General features: G+C 55.5%; 15 protein-coding genes and 2 pseudogenes. 16 read left to right on the top strand and 1 reads right to left on the bottom strand.

Translation table 11 applies throughout. The features are described 5' to 3' along the window. Positions 1-297 precede the first annotated feature (297 nt). The 6 genes from PATSB16_RS20960 to PATSB16_RS18780 all read left to right on the top strand — a co-directional run bounded on the left by PATSB16_RS20960 (position 298) and on the right by PATSB16_RS18780 (position 5906). On the top strand, positions 298-1263 hold the full coding sequence (locus tag PATSB16_RS20960; RefSeq protein ID WP_156884812.1) for a hypothetical protein: 966 nt from the start codon (positions 298-300) through the stop codon (positions 1261-1263). Continuing rightward, positions 1145-2392, top strand: coding sequence for a DGQHR domain-containing protein DpdB (gene dbpB, locus PATSB16_RS18800; RefSeq protein ID WP_237170263.1), 1248 nt, complete (start codon positions 1145-1147; stop codon positions 2390-2392). Before PATSB16_RS20960 ends, dbpB (PATSB16_RS18800) begins: the two co-directional genes overlap by 119 nt. Continuing rightward, a complete protein-coding gene (dpdA, locus tag PATSB16_RS18795) occupies positions 2389-3684 on the top strand; it encodes a tRNA-guanine transglycosylase DpdA (RefSeq protein ID WP_047215538.1) in 1296 nt (431 codons plus the stop codon). Before dbpB (PATSB16_RS18800) ends, dpdA begins: the two co-directional genes overlap by 4 nt. Then, complete coding sequence (gene dbpB / locus PATSB16_RS18790; RefSeq protein ID WP_047215537.1) at positions 3681-4757, top strand: DGQHR domain-containing protein DpdB; 1077 nt, start codon at positions 3681-3683, stop codon at positions 4755-4757. The genes dpdA and dbpB (PATSB16_RS18790) overlap by 4 nt, the downstream gene beginning before the upstream one ends. A gap of 16 nt (positions 4758-4773) precedes the next feature. Further along, positions 4774-5475: a 7-cyano-7-deazaguanine synthase QueC gene (queC, locus tag PATSB16_RS18785; protein WP_047215536.1), complete on the top strand. Its 702-nt coding sequence runs from the start codon at positions 4774-4776 to the stop codon at positions 5473-5475. 65 nt (positions 5476-5540) lie between these two features. Further along, positions 5541-5906 carry a 6-pyruvoyl trahydropterin synthase family protein gene (locus tag PATSB16_RS18780; RefSeq protein ID WP_047216752.1) on the top strand — a complete coding sequence of 122 codons (366 nt, stop codon included), beginning with the start codon at positions 5541-5543 and terminating at the stop codon, positions 5904-5906. 108 nt (positions 5907-6014) lie between these two features. Here PATSB16_RS18780 and PATSB16_RS18775 read toward each other — a convergent pair. Continuing rightward, a pseudogene (locus PATSB16_RS18775) lies at positions 6015-7130 on the bottom strand (IS3 family transposase); the annotation flags it as partial. Positions 7131-7254: 124 nt separating this feature from the next. On the opposite strand from PATSB16_RS18775, the gene tnpA reads away from it, so the two are divergent. The 10 genes and pseudogenes from tnpA (at position 7255) to dpdI (ending at position 21784) form a co-directional block, all read left to right on the top strand. Next, entirely contained in the window at positions 7255-7599 is a 345-nt protein-coding gene (gene tnpA, locus PATSB16_RS18770) for an IS66-like element accessory protein TnpA (protein WP_047212445.1), read from the top strand. Further along, entirely contained in the window at positions 7566-7931 is a 366-nt protein-coding gene (gene tnpB, locus PATSB16_RS18765; RefSeq protein ID WP_156884564.1) for an IS66 family insertion sequence element accessory protein TnpB, read from the top strand. Before tnpA ends, tnpB begins: the two co-directional genes overlap by 34 nt. Positions 7932-7999: 68 nt before the next feature. Beyond that, a complete protein-coding gene (tnpC, locus tag PATSB16_RS18760) occupies positions 8000-9508 on the top strand; it encodes an IS66 family transposase (protein ID WP_047212447.1) in 1509 nt (502 codons plus the stop codon). Positions 9509-9712: 204 nt separating this feature from the next. Further along, positions 9713-10027 carry a VUT family protein gene (locus PATSB16_RS18755; RefSeq protein WP_237170262.1) on the top strand — a complete coding sequence of 105 codons (315 nt, stop codon included), beginning with the start codon at positions 9713-9715 and terminating at the stop codon, positions 10025-10027. An 85-nt stretch (positions 10028-10112) separates the two neighbouring features. Continuing rightward, positions 10113-10345 (top strand): annotated as a pseudogene (locus PATSB16_RS21170) (hypothetical protein); the annotation flags it as partial. Between the two features lie 769 nt (positions 10346-11114). Further along, entirely contained in the window at positions 11115-14387 is a 3273-nt protein-coding gene (dpdE, locus tag PATSB16_RS18745; RefSeq protein ID WP_169834632.1) for a protein DpdE, read from the top strand. Beyond that, the gene (gene dpdF, locus PATSB16_RS18740; protein WP_047215532.1) at positions 14384-16975 is read left to right on the top strand and encodes a protein DpdF; all 2592 of its coding nucleotides are present in this window, start codon (positions 14384-14386) and stop codon (positions 16973-16975) included. The genes dpdE and dpdF overlap by 4 nt, the downstream gene beginning before the upstream one ends. After that, positions 16972-17898, top strand: coding sequence for a protein DpdG (gene dpdG / locus PATSB16_RS20955; protein ID WP_156884811.1), 927 nt, complete (start codon positions 16972-16974; stop codon positions 17896-17898). Before dpdF ends, dpdG begins: the two co-directional genes overlap by 4 nt. Then, the gene (gene dpdH / locus PATSB16_RS20950) at positions 17895-21077 is read left to right on the top strand and encodes a protein DpdH (protein WP_047215531.1); all 3183 of its coding nucleotides are present in this window, start codon (positions 17895-17897) and stop codon (positions 21075-21077) included. Before dpdG ends, dpdH begins: the two co-directional genes overlap by 4 nt. Further along, entirely contained in the window at positions 21068-21784 is a 717-nt protein-coding gene (gene dpdI / locus PATSB16_RS18715) for a protein DpdI (RefSeq protein WP_047215530.1), read from the top strand. The genes dpdH and dpdI overlap by 10 nt, the downstream gene beginning before the upstream one ends. The last annotated feature ends 9 nt before the right edge of the window (positions 21785-21793 follow it).

Below are 21793 nucleotides of genomic sequence, written 5' to 3'. Positions count from 1 at the left end.
CGATAACACGGTCTCAGCGCACGACTTTGCTCACAGCGTAAAACCATGTGGTGCACCTGCGGTATCGAAGCCAGCAATGGTGCACCGAAGCGTTCCAGCATGGCCACAGATCCCAGCGCTTTCTGGACCTCATTGGTTCGATCACTCATCCGTGGGCCGCCTTTCCGACCTCTTCCGTCACCCACTGTTGCGCCGGAGTTGCACATCTGCGTCAATAAAGCCGCTGTATCTCACTGAAAATATGGAATTTTTCTCTGAAAAGTGCGAGACTATCGAACAATTCAGTGTGCAGTTTCGATGGAGATTTTTTTGACTATGGGTGCAGTTATGGCGCGTAAAGCGATTGTTGTTACCAACTGCACCAACAGGAAGCGTTTGAGCGGCGCGGGTGTCGCCCTGGAGGCAGTCGAAACGAACGGTCCGCTGACGACTGTTGCCGCCCGTTGGGCCGAAGCCGTTCGGAAAGCAAGGCCGACGAGTCAGGCTCGGGACGTTTACATGGGGCGAGCCTTTACAGAGGCGCAGCGCGTGGCCGCGACTCTAAAAGGTACGTTACACATCATCTCCGCGGGACTCGGCGTGGTTGATGCTGCAGATCGTATCCCTTCGTACGACCTGACGGTCTCCGACGGTACGAATTCATTGAAACCCTTGCTCATCCAACTGGGTAAAGATCCGAGTGATTGGTGGGCAGCATTAACGGCAGAACTGGGGGCACAACACTCCATTTCAGGATTGCTTGACCGACATCCGGACTCACTGGCGCTCTTCGCGTTGCCGGGAAGTTACGTTGCCCTGATCGCTCAGGATTTGGCTTCCCTGACCAAAACCCAAGTCAGCAGGATTCGCATCATCACGTCGGGTCATGGTCGGACGCTCGTACCCGACAATGTCCACCACGTTGCTTTGCCATATGACGAGCGCCTGGAGGGGTCATCCTACGCGGGAACACGAACTGATTTCGCCCAGCGGGCACTACGCCACTTCATCGAAGTGCTGGTCGGACATCGACTCTCTGCTGAAGAAGCAGGAGCAGTTGTGGCAAATGCGATGCGCAATTTGAGGAAGCCCGTTGTTCCGGCACGGGAAAAAAAAACCGATGCAGAAATTCTCTCGCTTCTGCGAAAGAATTGGCGCCGGTTTGATGGAGCATCAACACGATTGCTGCGGTATCTACGTGATGAAGAGTTGGTGGCGTGTGAGCAAGGGCGATTTCGCGGTCTTTGGTGCGATCTCCGGCAAGAACTCGATACAAAGGGCTAAGGTCGATATGGCTAGGAATGAGATCGTGGTACGAGCGCTGCGCACGACCCAGGGTGAAGGCCTGGATGTTTATGCTTTCTTCATTCATGGGTCAGACATCGTAAAAGTTGCAGACATATCGAGAGTAGAGCGCGACGAATCGGATGTTCTAAAAGGCTTTCAGCGACCGGAAATTCGAACCCACGTCAAAGGTATCGTTGACTATTTGAATCAGGGCAACGTCCTATTTCCGAACGCGATCATCCTTGCAATGTCGCCGGCAGTTCATTTCGCCGCCGCTCGAGGCACAAAGCCCACGGGAGATCAGGGAATTGCGCAAGCTGGTACTTTGACGATCCCTGTCTATGAAGAGGGGCGGCGGGTTGCATGGATTGTTGACGGGCAGCAGCGTTCGCTAGCCTTGGCGCAAGCGGGGAGGAAGAGCATTCCGGTACCGGTTGTCGGCTTTGTCTCGGATAACCTGGAAGTTCAGCGTGAGCAGTTCATCTTGGTTAATAAGGCGCGTCCACTCCCAAGTCGATTGATCAATGAACTTCTACCTGAGACTCGGAGTATTTTGCTGCCTCGTGAAATAAGCGCGCGCAAGGTTCCGTCCGAGATTTGCAATTTACTTAACCGGGACCCTGAATCGCCATTTCACAGGTTGATCAAACGTATCTCGGAAAAAGGCAGTAGCACGAGTGTCATTACGGACACCGCCGTGATTGCAATGATTCGCAACAGCATGAACAATCCATTAGGTGCACTTGCCCCTTTCAAGTTGTCTGGCCGGGATGGTGTCGATGTCGAAGGGATGTATCAACTCTTGCGAACCTACTGGTCTGCGGTCCGAGACGTATTTCCAGACGCTTGGGGGGGGGACCCGAGGCGTAGTCGACTAATGCATTCTGCAGGCATCGAAGCCATGGGCGTCCTGATGGATAGGATTTACGCACGCCTCTCTGGGCAAGGGGAAGACTACAAGACCGTTCGCAAGGAATTGGAGAAGGTCGCGCCCGCTTGCCGCTGGACAAAAGGCACATGGGAAACCTTGGGCGTCGCTTGGAACGAGATTCAGAGTACCCCGCGAGATATCAGAAAGCTTCAGGATGCGCTGGTTCGAGCCTATACCAGTATGATAAAGAAATGAAATTCCTCTATTCAGATACTCAGGATTATGTTGATCCCGAGTACGATTTTATTAGTGACCGCAATGCTCCCGGTCGCCGTCGCTACTGGGACGACGTCTATGCGCATGAACTCATGACGCCGGCACCATATGACGGTCTGCTGGTGTCGATGAGTGCCGTACGACAGGCTGCCGGCGTCGCGAATTCAAAGGTGCGGTATTCCACAGCCGAAGAGCAACGTATGTTGCGCGATGGCGTTCGCAAGTTCCTGAGATATGGTGGCCCCAAGTTCAAGGATGCGATGGTATTGGGAGATTGCGGCGCATTTGCCTATGCAGATAGCAAGACACCCGCGTACCCGCCTCAAGAAGTGGTGGATTTTTATCTGGACGCTGGCTTCAGCCATGGGATATCGCCTGACCACATCATCTTCGACTGCCTAACTGATAACCCTCCTGCGCGCGATGTCGCGCCTGGCGTTGTCGAACGTTTCGATATCACACTTTCCAATGCCGAGGAATTTCTGCGTCTGACAGAAGCGGAGGGTTACCCGTTCGAACCGCTCGGAGCTGTGCAGGGTTGGTCGCCAAAGAGCATGGCAGATGCCGCGGTTCGCCTCGAGAAAATGGGGTATCGCTATCTGGCGATTGGGGGTCTCGTTCCACTGAAGGTCGATGTCATCAAGCACGTTCTGCATGCGCTGCGTAATGCGATCAAGCCGGAAACAAAGATCCATCTTCTCGGATTCGCCAAAGCCGATTCGATTCATCAGTTCACAAACTTTGGTATCACGAGTTTCGACTCGACGTCACCGCTCATTCGCGCCTTCAAGGATGCGAAGGCGAACTACTATATGGAATCACCGGAAGGTGGACTCGACTATTACGCGGCGATCCGTATTCCGCAGGCGATTGAGAATCCACGTTTGATGCAGGGTATCAAGCGAGGAATATTTAGCGCCGAAGATCTGCAACGTCGCGAAGAGAAGGCGCTTGTAGCATTGCGCAACTTCGATGGCGGCAATGGAAAAATGAAAGCTGCGCTCGAAGCCGTCATGGACTATCAGCGGTTCCTGACACTGGGTGAGGGACACCCTATCGAGAAGTACGAGAAGGATCTCAGCAAGATGCGCGCGCTGGTAGAGCGCACCTTGGACGATGCACCCTGGAAGCGTTGCCGTTGTTCCGTCTGCAGCAAGGCCGGTGTCGAAGTCATAATCTTTCGATCAAGCAACCGAAACAAGCGCCGTGGATTTCACAACTTGGGCGTCTATCACAAACACGTACAACGAACCCTGGAGAAAAAACGGTGAGCGTTTATCGATTTAAGGCGATTCGGGCGGCACAGGCTCCCGAGCACGACGTATTTACTTTCGCTGCCACTCCTGAGCAGATTTGGGGATTTGCGGAGATCGAGCGTGTAGGACGAGAAGACAACGGCAACTTGCGCGGCTTTCAGCGCCATCAGATCGCATCGCATATCAAGGAAATTCGCGACTATTTGCGACGTGACGACGCGTTGCTTCCCAATGCGCTGATTGTCGCCTTCATCGGTGGGGTGAAGGTGAAGGATAGAGGAGACGGTGTCGTCGACGTTGAGATCAAGGCTGGTGACGTAAAACCTGGTTTTGTCGTCGACGGACAGCAGAGACTCAGCGCGTTGTCCGGGGTCACCAAGCCCGGTTTTCAGGTTTTTGTATCTGCACTGGTCTGCAAAGACTACAACGAGTTGCGTCAACAATTTGTGTTGGTGAACAACACTCGGCCGTTGCCGAAGACCCTTATCTACGAATTGCTTCCGACGGTTGAAGGCCTGCCGGAGAGGTTCACTGCGCGTAAGTTTGCTGCTCGAATTGTCGATCGCTTGAACTTCACTCGTGGTTCTTCGTTGCGTGGAGAGATCCGTCAGCATACGAACCCTAAAGGAGTGCTGAGCGATACGGCCATGCAAAAATTGGTGATGAACTCCGCCTCTGACGGTGCGATTCGTGAGTTCATCAAGGATGGCGATTTTGAAAATCGCGCCTATGACTTCGTCAATGCTTTTTTTGGGGCCGTAGAGTCGGTTTTTGGAAGTGAATGGATAGGGATGAGTCCAAAAACTTCGCGTTTGCGACACGGTGCAGGCATTGTGGCAATGGGGTTTGTTATGGAATTTTTGTATTCAAGCGAAGGCGCCACAACTCGCCCCGAATTTGAGCGCAACCTTGAGTTGTTGAAGAAGTACACGGCGTGGACAAGTGGACAGTGGCGTCTTGCGCCGGATGACGAACGGCCTTGGAACGGTATTCAGAACACGCCGAGCGATATCGATTTGTTGACCAACTATCTAGTTCGGTCAATGAAGCGGGCGCTCCGTCAGCCACGGCAGGTAGCTAACTCCTAGCCATACAGGTGTATTCATGAAAACTCGCGCGATGGTTCTCTTTTCCGGAGGTCAGGACTCTACAACCTGCCTTGCATGGGCCCTTGATCGCTACGAACATGTCGAGACAGTAGGGTTCGACTACGGGCAACGGCACTCCGTCGAACTTGAATGCAGACCGAGGGTGCTCTCACACTTTCGTGAACAGTTCCCGGAGTGGGGCGGGAAACTCGGCGACGACCACATGCTTGATCTTTCGATTCTTGGCCAGATTAGTGACACGGCGCTCACTCAAGGCAAGTCCATTGAGATGGAGGAAAGTGGCTTGCCGAATACCTTTGTGCCAGGAAGAAATCTGCTGTTCTTCACGCTTGCGGCCGCCATAGCTTATAGGCGCGGTCTCGAGGTATTGGTCGGAGGGATGTGTGAAACAGATTATTCGGGCTATCCGGATTGTCGGGATAGCACCCTAAAGGCACTTCAGGTGGCGATTGCTCTTGGCATGGACCAACCTCTGATTATCGAGACCCCGTTAATGTGGCTAGACAAAGGCGACACTTGGAGAATGGCGGAGCACCTGGGCGGCGAGGTACTCGTCGAACTGATCCGCACGGAGACGCATACTTGTTACGTCGGCAATCGAACCGCGCAGCACGAGTGGGGTTACGGTTGCGGTGAATGTCCCGCGTGCGAGTTGCGCCGGAAAGGCTTCAAGTCGTTTCGGGAAGTCGCAGTCTGAGCAGCGCGGCGTCGTTGAACATGTGCCTTTGAATGATGGAGGAATACGAAGTGGCACCGGAGCAGATGAACTACGAACTTAGCCAGAAGTTTTACTTCGAGGCGGCGCACACGCTGCACCGAGAGATCGACGCCGAGGGGAGTCGCCGCGTTCACGGGCACACGTATCACGCGCAGATCTTCGTGCGCGGCCGCCCCGACCCGAGCACGCGAATGGTCGCCGACCTTGGCCAGTTACGCCGGGAGATCGAGCATGTGCGCGACCAACTCGATCATCGTTTTCTTGACGAAGTGCCCGGCCTTGGGGCACCGACACTCGAAGGTTTGTGCGCATTCATCTATCGAAGCCTGTCGCGCGCGTTGCCCAATATCTCCAAAGTGCGTGTGGAGCGGCCCGCGAGCGGGGATTGCTGCGATCTGGATCCGGCGTAGATGGTTTGAGAGGATGTTTGCGCTGATCGATCAGCCGATACGGCGAACGCTAGCCGGAAGAACCTTCACTATCTATACCGCGCTGCCGATATCCGATATATGTAGTGGTCAAGAAATTTCGGACAGGCCAATAGGTTTTTTGACGGTCAGTTTTGCCTCGTAGGCCGCGGGCGACAGATAGCCCAAAGTCGAATGCAAGCGCACAGGATTGTAGAAGCCGACGATGTACTGATTAATATCCCGTCTGGCTTCATCGTGATTGGCGTAGCGACGTCGCCACACGCGCTCCATCTTCAAGTTCAGGAAGAATCGTTCCATCACTGAATTGTCCCAGCAATTTCCCTTGCGACTCATGCTACAAACCACATGATGTTGCTTTAGCAGGGCTTGGTATTCAGCGCTCGCATACTGACTGCCTCGATCCGAATGCAAAATGAGTCCCGGTGCCGGACGGCGTTGTTGCAGCGCCATGTTCAAGGCTGACATCACTAACTCCGCGGGCATCGTCGGTGCCATCGCACCAGCCGATGACCTTGCGCGAGTAAAGTTCGAGCACCACCGCCAAGTAGAGCCAGCCTTGCGCCGTGCGGATATAACTGATGTCAGAAACCCAGGCCCGATTAGGCTCACATACGTCAAAGCGCCGCTCCAACACGTTCGGCGCCACGGGCAGCGCGTGTTTGCTATTGGTCGTGGCAACGAACTTTCGTTTCCAGAGCACATGCAAGCCAGCTTCGCGCATGAGCGTGCGTACGCGGTATCTGCCCATGCGCAAACCTTGTGCTCGCACGGCGTGCATCACTCGCCGGCTACCATAGCTCGCACCACTGGCGGCAAATACCGCCTTGACGTGGGTTTGCTCACGCAGGTGCCGGGGACCGGGCTGGGCGCGCTGGTGCGCGTAATAGCCGGAGCGGCTGACCTGCAGTACTCGGCAGGCGGCACTGACCGATATGGCCTTCTGTTGCAAGTGCGCTACCACGCGGTAGGTCACTTCAGTTCTCGTGCAAAGAAGGCCGACGCTTTTTTTAACAGACTATTATCTTCGCGCAGTTGTCGATTCTCCGCCTCGAGTTGCCGAATGCGCTGCTGCTCGGCCGTCAATGGCTGACCGATGCCGGGACCGCCAGCGCGCTCCGCGTCGTATTGCGTCAGCCAGCGTCGAACCGCGCTCTCTCCGAGCCCCATCGAGCGACAAACCTCGCTCGCTGTCAACCCTTGGTCTCAGACCATACGCACCGTTCTTTTGTCATCTGCTTTCCTCGTCGGTAAGCGCCCGGCAATGTCATCTTGAGAAGCGCCGTAAGCGTAAGGATCATGGTGCCCACCTAAAAACAGGTGGACACCTATGACCGATACGAAGATCCAACGGCGCCGTTACGGCGCAACGCTCAAGGCGCAAATTCTTGCAGAATGCGAGCAACCCGGCATGTCGGTGGCGCGCGTGGCCATGGCCCACGGCATCAACGCCAACATCGTGCACAAGTGGCGTCGCCAATCCCTGGCACGCTGCACCCCGGTGACGATGTCGGCGATGGATGGCTTTATTCCAGTGCCAATCGCGCCCGCCGCGTCAAGCGGTGCGGCCGACATTCGGCTTGAACTGCGGCGAGGCCCGGTCAGTGTGGCCGTGTCCTGGCCGATGGCGGCCACTACCGAATGCGCACACTGGCTGCGCGAGGTCTTGCGGTGATCCGCATCGACGCCATCTGGCTGGCCACCGAGCCGCTGGACATGCGCGCCGGTGCCGATACCACCCTGGCACGGGTGGTCAAGGTGTTCGGCGCCGCACGGCCCCACCATGCCTACCTGTTCGCCAACAAGCGCGCCACGCGCATGAAGGTGCTGGTCTACGACGGCTTCGGTATTTGGCTGGCGGCGCGACGTCTGAACAAGGGGCGCTTTGCCTGGACGGATGGCACCGCCGCCATGACCGTTGCGCTCAATGTCGAGCAGCTTGGGGCACTGGTAACAGGCCTGCCCTGGCAGACCCTGGCGCAAGACCATGCCATCACCGTGGTGTGACGGATTCCCCACAGGGATGTAAACAGTTTCGATTCACCCGGCGCCCCGGTTCTGGCAAACTGCGGCGCATGAACTCACCGGCAGACCTCGATCGGCTCAGCGAAGAAGAAGTGCGGAAACTGGCTGCGCGCCTGATGGTCGAGGTCCGCACCAAGCAAACGCTGATCGACAAGCTCACCCACGAGAATGCCACGCTCAAGCGTCTCAAGTTCGCTGCCACCAGCGAAATTTATACTGGGGAACAGCAACGGCTGTTGTTCGAGACGCTCGACATGGACATGGAAGCGGTGTCACTCGAGATCAAGAAACTGGCGCCACCGGCAGCCGGCACCCGAGATAAACAGCAACCCAAACGTACCCCCTTGCCGCCCACTCTGCCGCGCAAGGACATCCATCATGAGCCGGCATCGACCGTCTGCCGCTGTGGCTGCCAGTTGCAGCGCATCGGCGAGGATATTGCCGAGAAGCTCGATTACCAACCAGGCGTCTTCACGGTGGAGCGCCATGTGCGCGGCAAATGGGCGTGCCGCCAATGCGAGACGCTGGTGCAGGCGCCGGTGGCGCCGCACATCATCGACAAGGGGATTCCGACCGCCGGCTTGCTGGCGCATGTGCTGGTGGCCAAGTACGCCGACCACCTCCCTTTGTACCGGCAGTCCGACATCTTCGAGCGTGCCGGGTTAGGCATTGCGGATTCCACACTGGCGCAATGGGTTGGCCAATGCGGCGTGCAATTGCAGCCGCTGGTGGAAGCCTTGCGCGAAGCGCTGCTAAAGCAGACGGTACTGCATGCCGACGAGACGCCGGTGCAAATGCTTAAGCCCGGCAACGGCAAGACGCATCGGGCCTACTTGTGGAGTTACTGCAGTACGGCATTTGATCCGATGAAAGCAGTGGTGTTCGACTTTGCCGAGAGTCGCGGCGGCCGGCATGCCGATGCGTTTCTAGGTGCTTGGCGCGGCACGCTGGTGTGCGACGATTACAGTGGCTACAAGGCGCTGTTCAGGCAAGGTGTGACGGAAGCCGGCTGCATGGCGCATGCGCGTCGCAAATTCCATGAATTGTGGGCCAACCACAGCAGCCAGATTGCCGAGGAGGCGCTCAAGCTGTTCGGCGTGCTGTACGAGGTCGAACGGGCAGCACAAGACCGTGATGCTGACCAACGGTACGAGATGCGGCAGCAACAGGCCAGGCCGGTGGCCGATACCTTGCATGCCTGGCTGCTGGCACAGCGGCAACGGGTGCCGGATGGCGGCGCCACCGCCAGGGCGATCGATTACAGCCTGGGACGCTGGGGCGCGCTGACGCGCTACCTGGACGATGGCGCGCTGCCCATCGATAATAACTGGGTGGAGAACCAGATCCGGCCGATTGCGACCGGACGCAAGAACTGGCTATTTGCCGGCAGTTTGCGCGCCGGCCAGCGCGCTGCTGCCGTGATGAGCCTGATCCATTCGGCCCGGCTCAACGGGCACGATGTTTATGCGTATATGAAGGATATTCTGGAGCGGCTGCCAACCCAGCCGGCCAGCCGTATCGGTGAACTGCTGCCGCACTGCTGGGAACCGCTCGATTAAGTCCCGTTCTGAAAGCGTCGTCAAGATGGGTTCGCCGGGCGCTTACCCTCGTCGATAGAGATTATCTTCCTATCGACCTGTCCGAGGAAATTAGACCATTACACGGCGTCCACTCCGATCAACGCTTTCCTGCTAATCGGCCTCGACCTCGCCATCCGTGACCGTCTTCATCTCGACTGGCGCGGGCGCTCGCTGTGGGTGCGAATGTTCAGCCTGATCGCCGGCGTCGTGAGCTATATGCTCAACCCAGCATCGGGCCTCATATCCTTGGCGTCGCTTGTCGCGTTCAGCACGGCGGCCATTGCGAGCGCAACTGCGTTCCAAACTGCGCGACACTATCCAGTTCTGGCGCGCGCGAATGGTGCGAACGTCGCCGGTGCAGCTGTCGACTCTCTCATCTTCCCGTTGATCGCGTTCGGCACGGTATTTCCGGCAATCGCTGGCCTTCAGTTCCTTGCGAAAGTTGCCGGCGGCGCTGTCTGGTCGCGGGTCGTGTTGCGTAAGGTACGTACCACCTAAAGCCCACGAGGAAACGATGAGTACTAGAGGAAGTTTGCTCAACTGCGTCTTGCACATAATCGCGTGTTGGCACCGATACTAGCCCCACGGCCTGCACCGGTCATTCGGTACCCATCAGAGTGAGGGGAAGTTCCTGCCGGTGTTGCCGCCCAAATCCAAGGACATAAGCCGTCTGCAATTGCGGAGAAACACTATCGCCGTCGCCCTCTAGGCCTTCTACAAAAGTGGCACGACAAACGTGCCACCAACTTTCGTTCCTCGCGTACTCCGAGTCACCATCGCGAGCGCATGGAAAGCCTCGGCATGCAGTCCGCATAACCACCGACGGATCAAATAGTCGCCCCATCGATCCACCGCTCAGTCCTACCTCGAGAATTTATTTTTCTTTTTTATCAATCACTTACAATTCAGCACCTCGGGAAATCAAACGCGACCAAGTCATCGTCACTACACGCCAGATGCTTCCCGGCGCGTCCTTCGACCGCCCCGCCTTCAAAAATGCTTGAAAGCGCACGTCATAGATCGCTCTTTTTCCGCTACCATCACGGTGTAACAAAAGCTTACAAACGGTTCTTTGACCGGAAACTAGCGTCATCGCGATGAAGGCAGCCGACGCATCGGACGAATATCCAGTGCCTCAGTTGGAAAAATCTCCGCTCGCAAATCTGGACCGTGACAGTGCGGGGTTTTACCACGCCTCTAAAGACACTAAAACCAACGGCGTTAACTCTAACAAAAAGCAGCGAAAGTATTGCGCCACCACCAACGTCGCAAGGATGTCCAAGCGTTCTGATAGCAGGCGCCAGACTATCTTGTTAGGGTTGGCCAGGCAGAATCACGTCAAAGTACGATCGTGTCGCTCGTGCCACAGTGCACTTCGTGTGGTTTTAATGCAACTTCGCCGAGAGATCGAAAGGCCAATCGAGAGTAAAACGAAAATTTACGATCCGATCCGCGGATCCTTCTACATTTCCGTTTCCCTCGTTCGTGTTGGGGCCTGCGGAATTGTAACAACTCCTCGAGCATATCGATTTCTTAGGAAGAAGACGGACGTCAACATTACATAAGTAGGCCGACGATGTTCTGTTTGGTAAAAAATGCCGAAAGGGACGGCTTGGGGAAAGTCGTTCACCGGGAAGGTTCGCAGGCTACTGTCGAATACTTCGATTCCCCAATCGCCGGCGGCCGGCGCATTGTGACTGTGCCGCTAACGTCCACTACACCCAAGCGACTGGGACGCAATACTCGTGTCTATGTTTATTACGAGTCGGCAGACCAGTGGTGCATCGGGAGAGTACGGGAAGACGACGGTGATGGCGTCGAAGTCCGCCTAGCCGACAAGCACGACGTATATTTTCAGTATGGCCAAGTCTTCGTTCGATGGAAGCGCCCCATTCAAGACCCAGTAGTCTACCTCGGCAGGTTCATTACCGAGACGCCGCAGTATGCCGAAGCGCGCTCCGGATTTCTCCGAAATTACCTCAATCAACGAGGCAATGCTTTCGGCGTTTCCTCGCTGCTTTCTTCGTCGATTGAACTCGAACCGCATCAGGTTGATGTCGTACGCCGAGTCTTGACCGACCATTCCCAGCGTTATCTTCTGGCTGACGAGGTCGGTCTCGGCAAAACGATTGAAGCAGGAATCGTGATCCGGCAAGCCGTGCTTGATGACATGCGTCAGCATCGTGTTCTCGTGCTGGTTCCGCATGCCTTGGTGAATCAATGGCGCGAAGAATTGATCGTCCGCTTCGGTCTTCAGGACTTTATCGATGATTCGGTCATCGTGCTGCCTCAGGAAGACAGCGAGGAACTCCGGGAGGCTTTAGACAACTTGTCCTTGCTCGTCATCGACGAAGCACACCATGTAGCAGACAGCAATGCGGGCAAAGGGATGCAGGAACTGTATCGCCTTATCAGCAAAGTGGCACAGCGAACCGATCGTCTGCTGCTCTTGTCCGCCACGCCTATCCTACGCAACGAGGGCGGCTTTCTTCGCATGCTGCACTTGCTCGATCCCGTTGTGTACCCGCTTGACGATCTAGAAAGCTTCCACGCTAAGATCGTCAATCGTCAGGCATTAGCGGAGACAGTTGCAGCGCTCGATCCCAGCAATTACTTGTTCATGGACGCATCGCTCGATGATCTGATCGCGCGTTTACCGAACGACCCACGACTCGCGCAGTTGACGCACGCATTGAAGGAGAAGTTGCTTTCACTTCCGGATGAGAACGACGTCGAGTTCTGCGCGGCGGTTAGGCAATTACGTGCGCATATATCCGAGACCTATCGCCTCAATCGACGCATTTTGCGTAATCGTCGTAGCCACGTGGAAGGACTCACGCCAGAGCGCAAAGGGGCGGAAATTTGGACTGTGGCAGAGTCGACGATGGCTCGTCTCGAATCCGCGTTGGAGGACTGGCGTGTAGGCGCATCGCTGGTGATCAGCGCAAAGGCTCCGACTGTTGCGCAAGCTCTTGCAGATTTCTATTGGAAAGCGGTATGTGCCCTATCTGAGAAAATAAGTGCATTTCGTGAACTGTGCGAAGAACGCAGAAACGGAATCGAGTTGGATAGGGTCGAATCGTTCAAGCGAGAAGACGAACTGCTCGATGCCATCTTTGCCGTAATCGATGTCGCGGAGTGGATGGATGCCCGCCTCAACCGTTTGCTCGAGGGGTTACGCTCCCTGTCTGATCTCAGCAAAGCGGTGATTTTCTGTACCAGCGTCGATACCGCGGATGAAGTCTATGCGTTCTTGAAATACCATCATACTGCAGCAATAAGACATGACGTTGGTGAGATTAGGACTGGCGTAGACCAGCAGACGTGGCGTGAATTTTTGACGAATCCAGCGGTTCGCGCCATTGTCTGCGACCACAATGCGGAAGAAGGTATTAACCTTCAGGGCGGAAATAAGGTCGTTGTGCACTTCGATCTCCCACTGCAACCGAATCGCATCGAGCAGCGCCTTGGCCGAGTAGATCGTTACGGCTCTGGGAAGCCAATCCAGTCTTACGTGTTGATCGATGAACGTGCGCCGCTGCAGACGGCATGGTTCAACATTGTCGACCAAGGGTGGGGGGTTTTCGGCCGATCTATCTCCAGCCTGCAATACCTCGTTGAAGCGGAAACAAATTCTTTAGCCGGGACAATGATCCACGAAGGCGTCGAAGGGCTCCAGGCTCTATGCGACAGATTAGCTTCTGGCGTGGTGAAGCGTGAACTTGAACTAATCGACCAACAAGACGCGTTGGATCAACTCACGCCTATGCCTGAGGACGATCTCGATAAGTTATTCGACACTGACGGAGACTGGAAAGGGATCCGCGACCCGATGCTCTACTGGATCGAGGACACGCTACTGTTTCGCAAGGTTGACGAACCGCGTCGACCGGGCGTTCAGTCCGTCGATCACCCTTTCCGCTTGCACTATTGCTCACCCGATGCAGAAAGGCATAGTCCAACGCTCATTTCATCGTCCAGCTTCATAGACGACTTCCTCGGGGCGATTGACTTTGATGCGCCCGGCAGTTGTTCGACGCAGCCGCAGTCGTATCCATATGTGATACATCGCCCCACCGCCGTAAAGCGTGGAATTCGCCCCATGCGTTACGGCACGGAGTTCATCGAGGCGATTAAATCATTCTCCGACGTTGACGATCGAGGCCGCAGTTTCGCAATGTGGCGCCAAGTGTTTGATGCATTCCCCGCGTCCGAGATCCGCCTCTGCTTTCGCTTCGATTTTGTGCTTGAGACGTGCTTGGATGAGGCTCTCGCGATCGCGGTCCTCGACGGTGGGAATTCTAGTGATGTGATGCGCGCAGTATTAGCACGACGCGGCGATACCCTGTTCCACCCTGAGATGATGCGAGTATGGGTCGACGAAGAGGGCGATGAACTTCCGAAGGATATGGTCGCGGGTTTTTTGCTGCCTAAGTATGCGAAACAGGGCGGGAACGGTTATATAGATAAGAATCTCAAGTTGTCTTACCTGCGCTCCTTTCAGAAGTTGGCGCCAGATACCTTCACAAATTGGGAAGAGCGCTGCCACCGAATGCGCGACCATGCGCTGGCCATTGCGATGGCGAAGCCTGAATTAAGAGACCGGCAGCGCGTTGCAATAGAGCGAGCATTAGCGGAAGACGAAATTCGCTACGCTCAATTGCAGACTCGAATCCAATCGTTGCGTGGAACGGAAGCGCAGACAGAAGCGCGGCAACTCAAGTTTGAGCGGGCACTGAACGAAGCGCTTCATCGTGGCATTTCGTCGCCTTCGGTGAAAGTCGACGTTGCTGGCGTCGTCTTTCTTACCAGCGAACCCGTTTCGCTAATCGAACGCTTTGTCCAGGAAGACGTATGAGTTTTGGCTTTGACGAACTGCAGGGTCTGCTTGCGAATTGGCCAACTGGCGATTGGCCAGAGAGAGCAGGAGATGGCGTACTGGACCGGATATGTCAGGTACTGCGTGCGACTCGCGCTCAAACGAACGGATCTGCCTGGAGCGCTGACCTACTACCTCTGATTCGACACGTTCTCTTACGCGCCAGCGACAGAGCGGGCAAGAGCATGCGGCTTCGCGTGCCGGTTGGCCAAGGGTGGCCAAATCAGGCGAGTTGGGAACGCCACGGACTGGAGGTACTTGAAGCGGGTTCCGGCGCCTATCTCCTGACGGCGCGCCCATGGCATCCGGAGTGGCTAGGCGGCGAAGAAGACGGCGTGTTCGCTGCGGCGTTTTCAGACAAGATCGTACGTCGCATCACGCATTGCGCAGCCGATCCCTTCGTCAGCGATGCCACCAAATTTGACAACTACTCCTCTCTCGGTCAGTGCGAAGCGGTACGCGCAGCCTTCCTGATTCCGGAAGGGGACACCCTCATAGTCAACCTGCCTACTGGGTCTGGCAAGAGCCTGGTCGGACAGGCGCCGGCCTTGGTCAACAAAGAAGAAGGTCATTTGACTATCTTCGTCGTGCCGACAGTCGCGCTCGCGCTGGACCAAGAACGCGCCATGCAGCAACTCTTTCGAGAGAACGCCCCTGGCCGTCCGGATTGGCCTTTGGCTTGGTACAGCGGTTTATCCCATGAACAGCGTGCGGAAGTACGCAAACGCCTTCGCAACGGTACGCAACGTATGCTTTTCACATCTCCGGAAGCACTGACGACCTCGCTTCTATCGGCGGTGTCTGATGCAACCAGGGCGGGCATGTTGCGTTACTTTGTGATCGACGAAGCTCATTTGGTCACGCAGTGGGGTGACGATTTTCGCCCATCGTTTCAGGCATTGGCAGGGTTGCGCTACACCCTCTTGGGATTGTCCGAGCGACCGTTCCGTACCCTCTTGATGAGCGCGACTTTTACAGAAGAAACCGTAGATACCCTAGCGGGCCTCTTCGGCCCGGCCAATCGCGTACAAATGGTCTCCGCGGTGCATCTTCGGCCGGAGCCGCAATATTGGTTCTACAAGGCCTCGTCCCCGGAGGAGAAAGAAGAACGAGTACTTGAAGCGCTGCGCCATGCACCTAGACCATTCATTCTCTATGTCACAAAGCGCGACGAGATTACGCACTGGAACACCGTGCTGCGTTCTCGTGGAGGCTTGCGCCGACTCGCTACCTTCGATGGCGGGACGCCTGATCGTGAACGACTGCGCATTATCAACGAATGGGCCGACAATGGCATTGATGGCATCATAGCCACATCGGCTTTCGGCGTTGGCCTCGATAAGCGCGATGTGAGAACGGTAATCCACGCGACGATTCCGGAAACGCTGGATCGGTACTACCAGGAGGTGGGCCGCGGAGGTCGCGACGGGAAATCGTCGGTGAGCCTTCTTGTGTTCGACGATTCCGACTGGAATTTGCCGGAGCGCCTCGCGAAGCCCAAGATTATCTCAACGGAACTTGGGTTTGACCGATGGAAGGCTATGTACCAATCTCATTCTTCGACACATGAAGAGGGACTGCTGTCAATCAACATCGATGCGGTCCATAAGGGATTGCCAGGGGGGAGCGAGTACAACGTTACCTGGAATATGCGTACCCTCATCTTGATGGCAAGGGCCGGCCTGCTCACGTTGGACATCGAGGCGAACCGTGATGGTCAAGATCTTGATCCGGCCGAGAGCGCCTCATCGCTGCTCGCGTCGATGGCGAGCGTACGCGTAAGGATTCAAAATGACGGTCACCTCATCCCGGAATTGTGGGAGCGTGCTGTCAGCGCTTCGCGCGCGAAGACGCTGGAAGCGGCCGAACGAAATCTGCAGATGATGCGGCAACTCTTGCCGGGCCTCAGCGGCTCGAAACATCAGATTGGTCGAGAAGTTGGCGAGACGCTCACGGACCTTTACCGCGTGCGGTCCCCGCGTTGGCCGGTTCACGTGACCCGAGTATGCGGCGGCTGTCCGAAGGATCGCTTTGCGATTCGGGACCGCACAGACTATGCCGAACCGACGGTGGTACCGGTGCATCGCGTTACTTCGTCACTAAATGAAGCTTGGGAGGAGAAGTTCCCTTGGATCGATCCTGCCTTTGCTTACTTGTTTTATGACGAGGCCCAACCATTGGTCGACGTCCGGCATTCTGTCTTGCACTTTGCCGAGTGGCTGGTTCGCTCCTGCGGAGTGCAGGAAATTGCTACATCTTCAAACTCCGCTCTGACAACTTTGCCTGCGTGGAACAGGTTGTACCAGCAGGCAACCAGTCGAGTTCTACTCCATCGCCCCCTTCTGGGCGGCTACATGGAACCTTATTCTCCGCTAGCTCGCGTTTCGATTCTCGAACCGAACTCGGCATCGGATCTGGTGCTCGACATGCAGATGCTTCAGCGGCCCTTTCACATCGTCGTATTACCGCTCAGCATGCGGGAATCCGGCAATAGACAACGCCGACTTGTTGACGTGAGCGCAAATACGCTGCGTTTGGAAAACGTGATTCGGGTGATTACTCAATGAGTATTCTCAATCTTCAATCCGACGGCCTGCCGTCAATCGTGCTTGCGCTTGCTAGGATCGCTGCTCAAGACAAAACGACTTCTCGCGATGACCTGCTTGGAATTTGCGTGCCGCAGTCCAGAGCAATCAATGACACCGACAAGGACTTGACCGCCCGCGCACGAGCAACGCTCGTGCGTTGGACCAATCTCGGCCTGTTTGCAGAAGATAACGATCAAATTCGGCTGTTTGTTGGACCGGCCAGAGGCGAATCAATAGACGCGTTCACGGCACGCTTGCCTGAGTTGTGCCGAGAACTCGCTTTGAGTCGCGAAAACGGGTTGCCGTTGTGGGCGGCCGATGGGAGCATTTCGGAAGAGACGACAGGACGCACAGCCGACTTCTGTCGAGGCTTAGCCTGGTGTCTCGCTCAGGACATCTATACGTTACCGAGTTCACACACTGAGATTGAAAGCCTTGCTACATCTCAAGTTCAAGCGGGGCGCTTCATATTCCTGAATGACACACGCTGGGCGGGATTTCGAACTTGGGCGAGGTTTCTTGGCTGCGCCACAGGCGATGATTCAAGCTTTTTCTGCGATACGACGCCGGCAGTGCGTTGGGCGTTCAGTCAAATTATGCGCACAGAAGAAACTCTTGCTGCATCGGAAGTTATCTCTCGCTTGGCTGAGTGTCTCCCGGTTATTGATTCCGGCGTCTATCGGCAAGAAGTGGAGCAAGCGCTCAAACCCGAAGCTTGGAGAAGGCCAGCTCCAGGTCACTTGTCGACGTCACTTTCATTTGCTCTGCAACGCTTGCATAGGCAAAAGAAGATTCAATTGACGAGAATGGCCGATGCAAATTCACAACTCACGTTGGTCGGCCAAGGTGGACGAACTTGGGAAAGCTTCACGCATGTGCGTTTGATGAAGGGCGCGTCATGAGCCTGCTGAACTATTGGCCGACAGCCGACGAAGTAAATCGCTGCATCAATCATGAAGCCGAAGGCGCGCATGATGCGGTACTTTTGGCCGTCCATCAGCCATCCCCGCTGACGTATCAACTGGCTTCGTCGACAATTACGTCGTCCGGAGAAAAGGTTCCTTGCGACGAAGAAGCACTCTTCGGCTACCTGATTACCAAGGATGTGCCATCCGGCACACATGTGGTCCCCATTACTGGCGAATCGGGTGTGGGTAAGTCCCACATGGTACGTATACTGGCGGCACGACTGCAAGGCATGAATGACGACGGTCGCTACGTCATGATCCGCATTCCGAAGAGCGCAAGCCTACGGAAAGTAGTGGAACTTATCCTCGATAAGTTGCCAGAAGAGGAATACGCGCATGTGAAATCGGAGTTTGCCAAAGCGCTTTCCGAAATCGATATCGATACGGCGGTCATCAATTTCCAGAGTCAACTCGACATTGCGCTTGTTGAATTGGCGAAAGAACTTCAGTCCAAGGTGCAAGCCGATCCGCGCAATGCCGCGCTGAAAGAGCAACTCGGACACGCGCGCAGTCTGCCGAAATTTTTTGGCGACCCAGTGTTGGTCGATTATTTTCGGAGTGAGGTCTTCCCAAGATTTGTCAAGCGCGCCATCGAAGGGGCAAAGACGGTCGAGCAGGAGATGCGGGCTGAGGATTTCCACGCAGACGATTTCGAATTGCCTCGTGAAATCGATATTTCTCAAGCTGCATTGGTGACCCGCTCGTACTACACCAGAAACCTCACGATACGCGAAGGTGAAGGTCGGCGTGTGGTTGCGCGGTTACTCAATGAAAGTAATGTCGTCGATCTGGCAATTCAGCGATTATTCAAGCTCCAGGAGTCGCTTGGTGGAATGACATTGCAGGAAGTCATACTCGAGATTCGACGTCTGTTACTCAAGCAGGACCGCGAGCTTGTTGTCTTGGTTGAAGACTTCAAGGCTTTAACGGGCATTCAGGACACGCTGCTAAACGTGTTGATCCAGGAGGGTGTACGCGACGGCAATAGAGAATTCGCAACAATGCGATCGGTCATCGCCGTGACTGATGGTTATCTCCGCGAGAAGGACACGATCGCGACGCGCGCAAAGCGTGTGTGGAGAGTGGAAAGCCACTTGTCCGGTGACCCGGAGGTTCTACGCCGCACAAAGGCATTGGTCGCCTCGTACCTGAATGCGGCACGTTGGGGCTACGAGGAATTAGTGAGCCATTTCGAACGCAGCGGCGGCGTACAGGCCGGGCAGCATTCGGCGATAGAAGCCTATGCCGATCACGACACAACCGAATCTTCTGTGCTGAGCGCGTTTGGAGTTGAGGGTGAGATCCCTCTTTTCCCCTTTACCGAACAAGCCATAGAACAGTTGGCACGAGCGACGCTTACCCAGAACAACGTCTTGGTATTTACGCCGCGTTTCATCATCGATAATATTCTGCGCGCCCTGCTGCTATCTGGTCGGCCCGCATTTGAGCGCGGACAGTTTCCGCCGCCCGACATCAATGCAGCAGGGACAAATGCTGCGGTCACCCAGTGGCTTGCCTCCTTGCCAGTGTCAAATGACATGCGAGAGCGCTATCGGCGCGTCGTTACGATCTGGGGCAATGGCCCTCTTACTGCTGCTGACATTGGGTATATCCCGAAGGAGGTTTTTGACGCCTTCAGTTTGGATAGACCTAACCTTGAATTCCGACGTCCGCCAACGTCTGGTCCTGGCTCTGGCTCTGGCTCTGGCTCTGGCACTGGCACTGGCACCGGTACTGGTACTGGTACTGGCACTGGTACTGGTACTGGTACTGGCCCAATCATCGATCCGTCACGCCCCGAACCCAATCCGGACGACCAAGGATTGATCGACGCGCTTGAAAACTGGGTTCAGAAAAGCGAACGTCTGCCTCAAACGGTGGCGAATCAGATTAGACAGTCGATTGCAACGGCTTTGAACGAACGCATCGATTGGCAATCCGAGCGCTGCGCTAAATCACCCTTCAGTTACAAGCAAATTTCCATCCCCCTCGCCGGCGGCAATGCGAGCATTGCTTCGGATGCCATTGAAGTCGCTCCGGACAATGGTGATCCTACGGGAGAGGTCCGCATGGCATTGACCGCCGTGACTCGCCTCTATGAACTGAACGGTGGCAAGGTGAACTACGCTGGCGTCGACGACGACCTGATCTGGGTCGCTAATCTGGCCGATCGATTGATGCCGCAGGCGTTGGCGCTCGTGCGCGCAAGTATGCGCAAGAAACTTGGAGTCGCACTACGTTTGTTATCTATCAACAGCCGAATTCTTGGTGCTATCGAACGAGGCCGCACAGCGACTAGCCTTGCCACGTTTCTGTTCAGTGAACCCCAAATTCCAGCACGAGCGGCCGAAGTCGCGCCTGCGGAGTTTGGTGACTGGCGAGCCATGCAGGAGCAGGCCCTGCGGATACGCCCCGAGTTGATGCAACTTGTCGCCTCGTTCTGTGGAAGTTTTCAGGGTACCGGCAAGACACCATATGCCGTGGATATGTTACGTGTGACCGAATGCTTCTTGCCGGAAAGCGAAGCAGTGAACTTGACGGCACTCGACGGTTTGTCGAGCGATTTAAAACAAGCCGTACAGGCGATGAGCGAAGTACGCGTGAAGGCTCTTGCGCGTAAAGCGGCCCAACAGGCAAGCAGCCTTCGGAACAAGGTCGTATCGGACCTAGGAGAAGCTTTCGACAAGCAGGAAGTCGCTGACCAGATCAAAGCATTGGCTGATCAGTTGAAGGAATCCGGTGTGTGGAATACGGAAGAGATTGGCATGGGTCACATTGCTTTCAAGAATCTGTGTGATGACTTTCGTAGTTGCGCACTGCGAGAATCTTTAACCATGCTTGCAACTGCAGGTGAGGGGGAGGAGGGAACGAGCGAAGTTCAGTTGATCAGTCGCATGGGTCGATTTGACATTCATCCACTCGTCGTTGCATCGCGCTTCGTCGAAGCCGCTCGCGCAGTAGTGGCCGCCGCAGAGAAGCGAGCCAATTCCTTAGAGGAACAGTTCAAAGGCGTTGACCCCCAAGGAAGGGCGGACGAGATACAGACTTTGTTTCAGGATCTCGTAAATGAAATAAGTGCCTTGGGAATGGAGGGAGAAACGACATGCTCCTGAACGACGCACAAACTCTACGCTCACGATTAGTGAGGGCGGAATCCGCGAGCGCTGGCATTGAAGAGGCGAATGTGCTGGCCAGCAAGAAGTCAGAGTTGGCACAACATGCAGCACGCATCGTCATGCTGACGCGTCGCAATGCCTTACTTCGTAACGCGGGTATACAACTTACCCCCGTGCAAAATGCAGATAAGACCCGGCAACTTGTCATTCAGATTGGTGATCGGTTCAGAGAGTCGCCTAAGTCAGCTACCCTTGTCGACAAGCAGCGTTGGACCAAGCTGACTGCGGCACTCACTGAATTCATCGTTTCGGGAGAGACGCAACAGAAAGCCGACTGGAGAGCCTATTTCAGCAACAAACTTTTCGGTGGGGTTCCGCCGGAGCAACGTAAGCAAACGATCCTGCAATCTCTGCCGGCGAACAAGAGCGCATTGGAACACTATACGTTTTTGTATCAGCGCTTCAATGAATATCGCAATACGGTTCCCAGCACTGTTGAGGCGATGCGCGAACTACACAAATATTCCGAAGACTTGGCGGATATCGAGTTTGTCGAGAACGATAACGTACCCCAAGCAGTCAGGGAATTCTTCGGCGCTACATCTTCAGCAACGGGAGCCAGCTTGGACTTGCTGACGCCCGAAGTCATTGAATGGTTGCGCACCAACAAAATGTTGACCAACTATGTCGTGCGTGCACGCTAATGGAATGAG

The organism is Pandoraea thiooxydans, assembly GCF_001931675.1.
GTDB lineage: Bacteria > Pseudomonadota > Gammaproteobacteria > Burkholderiales > Burkholderiaceae > Pandoraea > Pandoraea thiooxydans.
This window is presented reverse-complemented; position numbering and strand designations above follow the sequence as displayed.

What these genes read in the sequence shown, in the direction of transcription:
- PATSB16_RS20960 (WP_156884812.1), top strand. Translation starts at nt 298, where the DNA reads ATGGAGATTTTTTTGACTATGGGTGCAGTTATGGCGCGTAAAGCGATT.
- dbpB (WP_237170263.1), top strand. Translation starts at nt 1,145, where the DNA reads ATGGAGCATCAACACGATTGCTGCGGTATCTACGTGATGAAGAGTTGG.
- dpdA (WP_047215538.1), top strand. Translation starts at nt 2,389, where the DNA reads ATGAAATTCCTCTATTCAGATACTCAGGATTATGTTGATCCCGAGTAC.
- queC (WP_047215536.1), top strand. Translation starts at nt 4,774, where the DNA reads ATGAAAACTCGCGCGATGGTTCTCTTTTCCGGAGGTCAGGACTCTACA.
- PATSB16_RS18780 (WP_047216752.1), top strand. Translation starts at nt 5,541, where the DNA reads ATGAACTACGAACTTAGCCAGAAGTTTTACTTCGAGGCGGCGCACACG.
- tnpA (WP_047212445.1), top strand. Translation starts at nt 7,255, where the DNA reads ATGACCGATACGAAGATCCAACGGCGCCGTTACGGCGCAACGCTCAAG.
- tnpB (WP_156884564.1), top strand. Translation starts at nt 7,566, where the DNA reads ATGCGCACACTGGCTGCGCGAGGTCTTGCGGTGATCCGCATCGACGCC.
- tnpC (WP_047212447.1), top strand. Translation starts at nt 8,000, where the DNA reads ATGAACTCACCGGCAGACCTCGATCGGCTCAGCGAAGAAGAAGTGCGG.
- PATSB16_RS18755 (WP_237170262.1), top strand. Translation starts at nt 9,713, where the DNA reads ATGTTCAGCCTGATCGCCGGCGTCGTGAGCTATATGCTCAACCCAGCA.
- dpdF (WP_047215532.1), top strand. Translation starts at nt 14,384, where the DNA reads ATGAGTTTTGGCTTTGACGAACTGCAGGGTCTGCTTGCGAATTGGCCA.
- dpdG (WP_156884811.1), top strand. Translation starts at nt 16,972, where the DNA reads ATGAGTATTCTCAATCTTCAATCCGACGGCCTGCCGTCAATCGTGCTT.
- dpdH (WP_047215531.1), top strand. Translation starts at nt 17,895, where the DNA reads ATGAGCCTGCTGAACTATTGGCCGACAGCCGACGAAGTAAATCGCTGC.
- dpdI (WP_047215530.1), top strand. Translation starts at nt 21,068, where the DNA reads ATGCTCCTGAACGACGCACAAACTCTACGCTCACGATTAGTGAGGGCG.